Genomic DNA, 8,017 nt, shown 5'->3' on the forward strand with positions numbered 1-8,017 from the left:
ATTCAGCGGAACGGCCCCTTGCCGGGCGGGGGCCGTTCGGCGAACATCGGCGGGATGAGCGAGGAGGAGGCGCCGAAGTCGGTGCTCGCGCGCGGGCTCTCGCTGCTCGAAGCGTTCTTCTCCGGGGAATCCGAGCTCAGCCTGGGCGAGATCGCCGACCGCAGCGGCCTGCCCAAACCGACCACGCACCGCCTGCTCACCGAACTGGTCACCTGGGGCGCGCTGGAACGTTCGGGGCGCGGGACCTACCGGCTGGGCGCGAAGCTGTTCCTGCTGGGCCAGCTCGTGCCGCGGCACCGGATGCTGCGCCAGGCCGCGTTGCCGTACCTGGAGGAGCTGTACCGGACCAGCCAGGAGAACGTGCACCTCGCGGTGCCGGACGACCTGCACACCCTGTTCCTGGAGAAGCTCAGCGGCCGCGAGTCGATGGCGATCCGCTCCCGGGTCGGCGGCCGGATGCCGGTGCACTGCACGGCCACCGGCAAGGTCTTCCTCGCCTGGGGCGGCCGGGACCGTTTCCAGCGAGCCGTCGCGGCGGGCCTGCCCCGGTTGACCCCGCGCACGATCGTCCTGCCCGGCCTGCTGCACCGCGACCTCGCACGCACCCTGGACCGCGGCGTCGGCATCAATCTCGAGGAATCCGAACCGGGCGTGGTCGCCGTCGCCGCCCCGGTCCTCGGCCCCCGCGGCCAGGTGGTCGCCGCCCTGTCGATCACCGGCCACGCCCACCGCCTCGACGTCGACCGCTGCGCCCCCACCGTCCGGGCCGCCGCGACCGCCATGTCGACCCAGCTCACCGCGCTCGGCTGAGGTAGTTCTCCAGCTTGCGCAGGCCGCGGGTGACCGTGGCGGACCAGGTTTCGCGGAGTTCCGGCCGGTGCCGCTGTTCCACCGCCCAGATGAGGAGCTGAACCCGGCGCAGGGCGACGAAGTCGTCGATCGCGGCCTCGTGTTCGGCTGGCAGGGGGCGGACGGTCCGGTATCCGGCGAGGAGGGCGGCGCGCAGTGCCGGGCGGCCGGGGAGGTGGTCGAGTTCGCTCACGGTCACCGCGAGGTCGTAGGCGAAATGGCCGTGACCGCAGTCGTCGAAGTCGATGGCGCCGACTTCGCCCTGGTGGAACAGGTAGTTCTCCTGGTGCAGATCCGCGTGGACGAGCCCGGACACGTCCGGGCCGCGGCCCAGGGCGTCGCGCGTTCGCCGAACCCGCTCGAGGACCCGGTGCACGAGGTCGCCTCCGGCCGGGGAATGCGCCTGCCGCACCGATTGCGCGGCGTCCGCGGCCGTTTCGGCGGAGAGCGTTCTCCGCTGGGCCCCGCCGAGGCCGGTGACGTTGTCCACCGGACCGCGCGGGGAACCGTCGCACCCCGCCCCGTGCCGGTGCAGGCGGGCGGTGAAGGCGCCGACCCGGTGCAACCGCGCGGGGGTGAGGCCGCGGTCGAGGAACCGGCCCGCCACCCAGCGGTACAGCACGCAGCACCGCGGCGCGCCCGCGTCTTCGACGACGGTCAGGAGGTCCCGGGCGCGCGTGGGGACGGGTTCGGGGACGAGCAGGCCGGTGTCGCGGCGCAGCGCCGTCAGCCACGTCATCTCGGCCCGGACCATCGGCTCGTCCGGGCCGTCCGGACGCTGGATCCGCAGCACGTACCGGTGACCGTCGGCGCCGTCCACGCGAAAGGTCGTGTTGAATCCCCGCGGCAACCGCGCGAGCCGGGCGACGGGCAGGTTGTAGGCGGACAACGCGGCCCGCGCCAGGTACCGCGTCCGGTCCGGGGCAGCCATCCCGCGAACCTACCGGCCCGGGCCGGAGGCGGGCCGCCTTCGGGACGGGGTGGGAATCCGAAGGCGGCCCGCCGGTCAGCGGCGATACCCGGCGATCAGAGCGGATACCCCGCGATATCGCCGCGCAAGGTGATCCACCGGGTCTCGGTGAACGCCTCGATGTTCGCCTGCGCGCCGCCGAAGCGGGACCCGGTGCCGGAGGCGAGCACACCGCCGAACGGGGCGTGTGCCTCGTCGTTGACCGTCTGGTCGTTGATGTGCGCGATCCCGGTCGGGATGCGCTCGGCGAGCGCGAGACCCTTGGCCGCGTCCGCGGTCAGGATGCCCAGCGACAGACCGTATTCGCTGTCGGCCGCCAGTTTCGCGGCGTCGTCCAGATCGGTGAACCGGGCGACCGACGCGACCGGGCCGAAGACCTCCTGGTCGTAGGCGGGGATCGACGGTCCCGCGTCGGCGAGCACGGTCGGGCGGTAGAACAGGTCCTGGTACGTCCCGCCCGCGGCGATCCGGGCGCCCGCGTCCGCGCTGGTGGTCACCAGGTTGTGGATCTTGTCCCGCTGCCCGGCGTCGATGATCGGGCCGAGCGCGACGTCCTGGGTGGCCGGATCGCCGACCGGCAGCCGTTCCGCCTTGGCGGACAGCCGTTCCACGTACTCGTCGTACACCTTGGCGTGCACCAGGTGCCGGCCGGTGGTCATGCAGATCTGCCCCTGGTGGAAGAACGATCCCCAGGCCGCCGCGCCGACCGCCTGCTCCAGGTCGGCGTCGTCCAGCACGATCAGCGCGGAGTTCCCGCCCAGCTCGAGATGTGCCCGCTTGAGGTGCCGCCCGGCGAGTTCGCCGACCGCGCGCCCGGCCGCGGTCGAACCGGTGAACGAGATGACCCGGACGCGCGGGTCCTGGACCAGGGCCGCGCCGAGGTCGGCGCCGCCGGGCAGCACGTGCAGCACACCCGGCGGGAGCCCGGCTTCTTCGAACACCCGCGCCAGCGCGACCCCGCCGCACACCGCGGTGCGCGGATCCGGTTTGAGCACGACCGCGTTGCCCAGCGCCAGCGCCGGGGCCACCGAGCGGATCGACAGGATCAGCGGCGCGTTGAACGGCGCGATCACGCCGACCACCCCCGCCGGGACCCGGCGCGCCATGCTGAGCCGGGGCGCCTCGCTGGGCAGCAGTTCCCCGAGCGGTCGCGACGGCAGCGTGGCGGCCTCGTAGCACTCCTGCGCGGCCACGTGCAGTTCGAAGTCGGCCTTGCCGGGCACGGAACCGGCCTCGCGGATCAGCCAGCTCCCCAGCTCTTCCGCGTGCTGGGTCCACAGATCACCGGCGCGGCGCAGCACCGCGGCCCGTTCTTGGAACGGGGTGGCCGCCCAGGCCCGCTGGGCCTCGGCCGCGCGGGCGGCCGAGTTGGCGAGGTCCCCGGCCGCGCCCGCGCCGACGCGGCCGAGTTCCCCGCCGGTCGCCGGTTCGACGACGGCGAAGTCGCCTCCGGCGGCCCGCTCCCAGGTGCCGGAGAAGATCCGGCCCGACCACTTCTCCTCGTCGAGAAAGCTCACCCGCACACCCCTGGACTCCCATCGCTTCGCCATTCCGGCACAGCATGGTCAGTGCGGGCTGATCGGCTCCACCGTGCTTTCCATTGAATGGAACGCCGATCGCTCCGTTCGTCGAGCCGCCGGTCCGCTCAGCCGCGCTGGCGGTGACCGAGCAGGGTGGTGGCGATGGTGACCTGCGCCGGATCCAGCGCGGTTCCGCCGTCCTCCACATCCCACAGGGCGTTCTGTAGCACGCGGCCGAGCGTCCACCCGGCCGCCCGGTGCCGTTCGATGCCGAGGACCTCGGTCAGCAGGTCGAACCGGTGCAGCACTTCGCGGGCGAGGTCGCCGCGGGCCACCACGTCGTCCCAGCGGTTGCCCAGTGCGGGCAGCAGTTCGAAGCCGGGATCCCCGGCCAGCGGCTTGGGGTCGATGGCCAGCCAGGGTTCCCGGTGCGCCGCGAGGATGTTGTCGTAGTGCAGATCCCAGTGCAGCAGCCGATCCCCGAGTTCGCCGATCAGCTCGGTCACCGCGGCCGCGCACGTCCGCACCAGCCTCCGCTCGGCCGGGTCGCGCAGCACCGGTACGGCGAGCGGAACCTGCTCGAGCATGGCGGCGGCGACATCGGCGAGGCGCCGAAGCCCCGCCGGGGCGGGCACCGCCACCAGCCGCGACAGCAACTCGGCGAGGATCCGCAGGGCCGCCCGGTCATCGGGCAGCGAGGACAGCGGGCGCTCGGCGTCCAGCCGTTCCAGCAGGAGCGAGCCGGTGCCGGGATCGTGGTCGAGCAGCCGCACGGCGCCGTCGCCCTGCCAGGCGCGCAGGCCGACCGCTTCGCCGACGTTCTCCTCGTTGACCGGCTGGAGTTTGAGCGCGGCCGGCAGGCCGTCGGCGCGGAGCACGGGTAGCACGAGCGAGGCCATGCCATGGCGCGCGGGGCCGTCCCGCCGCAACGACCAGTGGTCCAAGAGATCCGTTACGAGTTCCGGCAACGCGGCGATCCAGGCGCGACCGGTCGCGTCCCGGTGCGACGCGACCAGCGCATCGGGTACTTCGATGGGCAGCGAGGTGCTCATCTCGGGGGTTCTCCTTCGTGGATTCCGGGTTCGGTGGTGTCGGCACGAAGGAGTTCGGGGCGGTGCCCGGCTACCGGGCAGGCGTCAACGCATACCCGCACCCTACCCGGAATGATCCTCTTGGCAGCCGCGGAGCTGGGCAGCGATTCCTTTTCGCGCGCGGTCGGGTCTGTTCGGATGACGGTGTCCGCCGCACGGCTGGAGGAGAGGCGATGTCGCAGGAAGCAAGCGCTGAGCGGGACGATCGGGATTTCGTCCGGGACACCGAGCCGTTCCGGCGCGAACTGCTGGCGCACTGCTACCGCATGCTCGGCTCGGTGCACGACGCCGAGGATCTCGTCCAGGAGACCTACCTGCGGGCGTGGCGCGCCTACGCCGGATTCGAGGGCCGGTCTTCCCTGCGTTCCTGGCTCTACCGGATCGCGACCAACGCCTGCCTCACCGCGCTCCAGCACCGCGGGCGGCGTCAGCTGCCCTCCGGTCTCGGCGACCCCGGCGTGGAGCCGGAGGCCGCGGGATCGGAGATCGCGTGGCTGCAGCCCATTCCCGACGCCCTGGTGACCCCGGAGGCGGACGACCCGGCGGCCGTCGTCGCCTCGCGCGAGGGCCTCCGGCTCGCGCTCATCGCCAGCCTGCAGTACCTGCCCGCCCGGCAGCGGGCGGTGCTGATCCTGCGCGAGGTCCTGGCCTGGCCGGCCGCCGAGGTGGCCGAACTGCTCGGCACCACCACCGCGGCGGTCAAGAGCACGCTGCAGCGCGCCCGCGCCCGGCTCGAACAGGTGACGCCCACCGCGGACGAGGTCGCCGAACCCACCGAACCGGAGGCCCGCGCACTGCTCGGCCAGTACATCGCGGCCTTCGAGAACGCCGACGCGGCGGCCCTGAGCCACCTGCTGCGACAGGACGCCACGCTGGAGCTGACGCCGTCCACGACCTGGTTCGCCGGTGGCGACGCCCGCACCCACGCGGTCGCCGGTCTCGGCGCCCCCGGCGACTGGCGGATGGTGCCCACCACCGCCAACGGGCAGCCCGCCGCGGCGGCGTACCAGCGCGGCGACGACGGTGGCTACCGGGCGTACGGAATCGTCGTGCTCACGGTCACCTCCACGGGTATCGCGCGGATCGTGGTGTTCGGTGATCCCGGCCTGTTCGACCTGTTCGGCCTGCCCCAGACCCACCCGGACACCGCCGGACAAGGCGCCGCCGCACAGGGCACTGCCGGACAAAGCACTGCCTGATCGACACCGCCTGTGCGAGGATCGATTCGCGGTATGCGCTGGTTTTCACGAAGGGGGCGGCGATGTACGCGATTTCCTTGGGCGATGACGGCGCGGAGCTGCGCCCGCTCGAGCCGTGGCACGCCGAGGAGTTCCTCGCCAATGTGGACCGGGGGCGCGAGTTCATCGGGCGATTCATCACGCTGCCGGACATGGTCACGGACCTCGAGTCGAGCCGCTCGTTCCTCCGGTCGTACGCGGAGAAGGCCGCGGCCGACGCCGGGCGGATCCACGGCATCTGGGTGGACGGCAAGCTGCTCGGCGGAGTCCTCTTCCGGACGATGGACCTCGAGCGCGGCACCGCCGAGGCCGGCTGCTGGCTGGAGCCGTCGGCAGTGGGCAAAGGCCTGGTGACCAGGGCCGCGCGCGTGATCATCGACTGGGTCATCGAGGAACGGGACGTCCACCGCGTGGAGTGGCGGGTCTCGGCGGGGAACGAGGCCAGTATCGCCGTCGCCCGACGGCTCGGCATGACCAAGGACGGCGTGCTGCGGGAAAGCTTCCCATACCGGGGAAAACGGCACGACGTCGAGATCTGGTCGGTGCTCGCACCGGAGTGGCGGGCGGCGGTGCGTGCCCGGGATGCCGCGACGGTCACCGGCTGACCGTGTCCTTTGTGGACCCGATGGCGAACGAGGCTCGCTCGTCATCAGCTGATCACTTCATGAGTACCACCTCCTCTGCTCGACTCTTCGGGTCTGCTGTTTGACAGCGTATCGAACATGTGTTCGACTGGCAAGCGTGAGATGGGACAGTCAACGAGTCGACGGCGCCGAGCAGGCCCTGCTGGGGATGGCGGGCCTGCTGCGGTCGGTGCGCTCGCCGGAATTCAACGGGGTCACGTTCCACGAGGTGCGGGCCCGCTCGGTGCTGAACAAGGTGCCGGGCGGTTCCGCGCTGCCGTTCGGCTGGACGGTGAACCCCTATCGCGGCTGCTCGCACGCGTGCACCTACTGCCTCTCCGGGGACACCGCGATCCTGATGGCCGACGGCCGGACCAAACCGCTCGCCGAGCTCAAGGTCGACGACGAGATCTACGGCACGCGCCTGCAGGGCCGGATCCGGCGCTACGTGCCGACCCGCGTGCTCGCGCACTGGTCGACCATCAAGCTCGCGTACCGGATCACCCTGGAGGACGGCACCCAGCTGATCGCCAGCGGTGATCACCGCTTCCTCACCGACCGCGGCTGGAAGCACGTGACGGGCACCCGGTTCGGGGTCGCCCAGCGGCCGCATCTGACCACGCGCAACCGGCTGACCGGAACCGGCGATTTCGCCCCGGGGCCGGGCGACACCGTCGAGTACCGGATGGGCTACCTGCGTGGAATGTCCAAACGCGACAACTCGGTGGATGTCGAGGCGCTGGTGCGGGCGCAGGACTACCGGGCGGGATTCGAGTCCGAAGCGGAGTTCGCCGAACTGCCGGTGGCGCCCGATGAGGCCTGGCACAAGGGATTCCTCGCCGGTGTCTTCGACGCCGAGGGGCGGTACGCGCATGGTGTGCTGCGGATTTCCAGCACCGATCCGGAGATTCTCGAAGCCGTCCGCTTCGCGCTGACCCGCTTGGTGTTCCGGTATTCGATGGAGGAGCGCCGGACGGCCGAGGGGGCGCGCACGGTGAAACTGGAGGGCGGGCTCGCCGAGCAGCTCCGCTTCTTCCACACGGTCGACCCCGCGGTCACCCGCAAGCGGACGATCGACGGGGCGACCATCAAGGCCCCGGCACACCTCGCGGTCACCGCGGTCGAGCCGATGAACGTCGAACTGCCGCTGTTCGACATCACCACGGGCACCGGGGACTTCATCGCGAACGGCGTGGTCAGCCACAACTGCTCGTCACACAACGCGCTCTATCCGGCACAGTCAGCCACCGTCGGCCAACGGGTGCCCCGGTCACGGACCTGCCGACCCCGGCAGCAAACGCGTTCGCTACCCACCGGGCAAGTCAGAGGTCGAGGTTGATCGGTGACGACCGGGATACCGAGGACGACGACAGCGTCCCGACAGATGCGCCGGGCCTGCGGCACAGCGCCTGAAGCCGAACAGCCGCACGTGCCCAGCGGTAGTACCCGTCTCGGCGCGGTTTGTCCGGTTCGGCAACCCGCGGCGAGACAACCTTGGCCTCTGGTGAGGATCAAGTCGGCGGCGCGCGCCGGGCCGATCGTGCGGGGGAGGAACCAGCCGAGTCCGCCGTCGGGGGTCAGTCCGGCTAGGCCGTGTTTCAGAAGTTGGGGGGCGTGTGACGGCGTGTCGTTGATCATGTAGGTGAGGTCTCCGGTAGAGGGGTTAACGACCAAGAAAACCCTTGCCTTACCGGAGACCTCGTGGCCAGCGTAGCGGTGGCGGGGC

At 71.7% G+C, this 8,017-nt stretch carries 7 protein-coding genes; 4 read left to right on the forward strand and 3 right to left on the reverse strand.

Going from position 1 to position 8,017, the window contains the following annotated elements; translation table 11 throughout:
• The first annotated feature begins 54 nt into the window (after window positions 1-54).
• The gene (locus tag FXO23_RS34005) at window positions 55-810 is read left to right on the forward strand and encodes an IclR family transcriptional regulator (RefSeq protein WP_158889884.1); all 756 of its coding nucleotides are present in this window, start codon (window positions 55-57) and stop codon (window positions 808-810) included.
• On the opposite strand, the gene FXO23_RS34010 is transcribed toward FXO23_RS34005, so the two are convergent.
• The 3 genes from FXO23_RS34010 to FXO23_RS34020 form a co-directional block, all read right to left on the reverse strand.
• Entirely contained in the window at window positions 794-1,780 is a 987-nt protein-coding gene (locus tag FXO23_RS34010; protein WP_179956960.1) for a phosphotransferase enzyme family protein, read from the reverse strand. The two genes, FXO23_RS34005 and FXO23_RS34010, sit on opposite strands and share 17 nt — an antisense overlap.
• A gap of 95 nt (window positions 1,781-1,875) precedes the next feature.
• Window positions 1,876-3,336, reverse strand: coding sequence for a benzaldehyde dehydrogenase (locus FXO23_RS34015; protein ID WP_158889912.1), 1,461 nt, complete (start codon window positions 3,334-3,336; stop codon window positions 1,876-1,878).
• A 128-nt stretch (window positions 3,337-3,464) separates the two neighbouring features.
• On the reverse strand, window positions 3,465-4,391 hold the full coding sequence (locus FXO23_RS34020) for an aminoglycoside phosphotransferase family protein (protein WP_158889886.1): 927 nt from the start codon (window positions 4,389-4,391) through the stop codon (window positions 3,465-3,467).
• A 212-nt stretch (window positions 4,392-4,603) separates the two neighbouring features.
• On the opposite strand from FXO23_RS34020, the gene FXO23_RS34025 reads away from it, so the two are divergent.
• From FXO23_RS34025 to FXO23_RS34035, 3 genes are all read left to right on the forward strand, one after another.
• Window positions 4,604-5,629: a sigma-70 family RNA polymerase sigma factor gene (locus FXO23_RS34025; protein WP_158889888.1), complete on the forward strand. Its 1,026-nt coding sequence runs from the start codon at window positions 4,604-4,606 to the stop codon at window positions 5,627-5,629.
• 62 nt (window positions 5,630-5,691) lie between these two features.
• The gene (locus tag FXO23_RS34030) at window positions 5,692-6,273 is read left to right on the forward strand and encodes a GNAT family N-acetyltransferase (protein WP_158889890.1); all 582 of its coding nucleotides are present in this window, start codon (window positions 5,692-5,694) and stop codon (window positions 6,271-6,273) included.
• A gap of 136 nt (window positions 6,274-6,409) precedes the next feature.
• Complete coding sequence (locus FXO23_RS34035) at window positions 6,410-7,630, forward strand: LAGLIDADG family homing endonuclease (protein ID WP_158889892.1); 1,221 nt, start codon at window positions 6,410-6,412, stop codon at window positions 7,628-7,630.
• Window positions 7,631-8,017 lie beyond the last annotated feature (387 nt).

Origin of the sequence: Amycolatopsis anabasis, from assembly GCF_009765355.1 — a bacterium.
In the GTDB taxonomy this organism is placed as follows: Bacteria; Actinomycetota; Actinomycetes; order Mycobacteriales; family Pseudonocardiaceae; genus Amycolatopsis; species Amycolatopsis anabasis.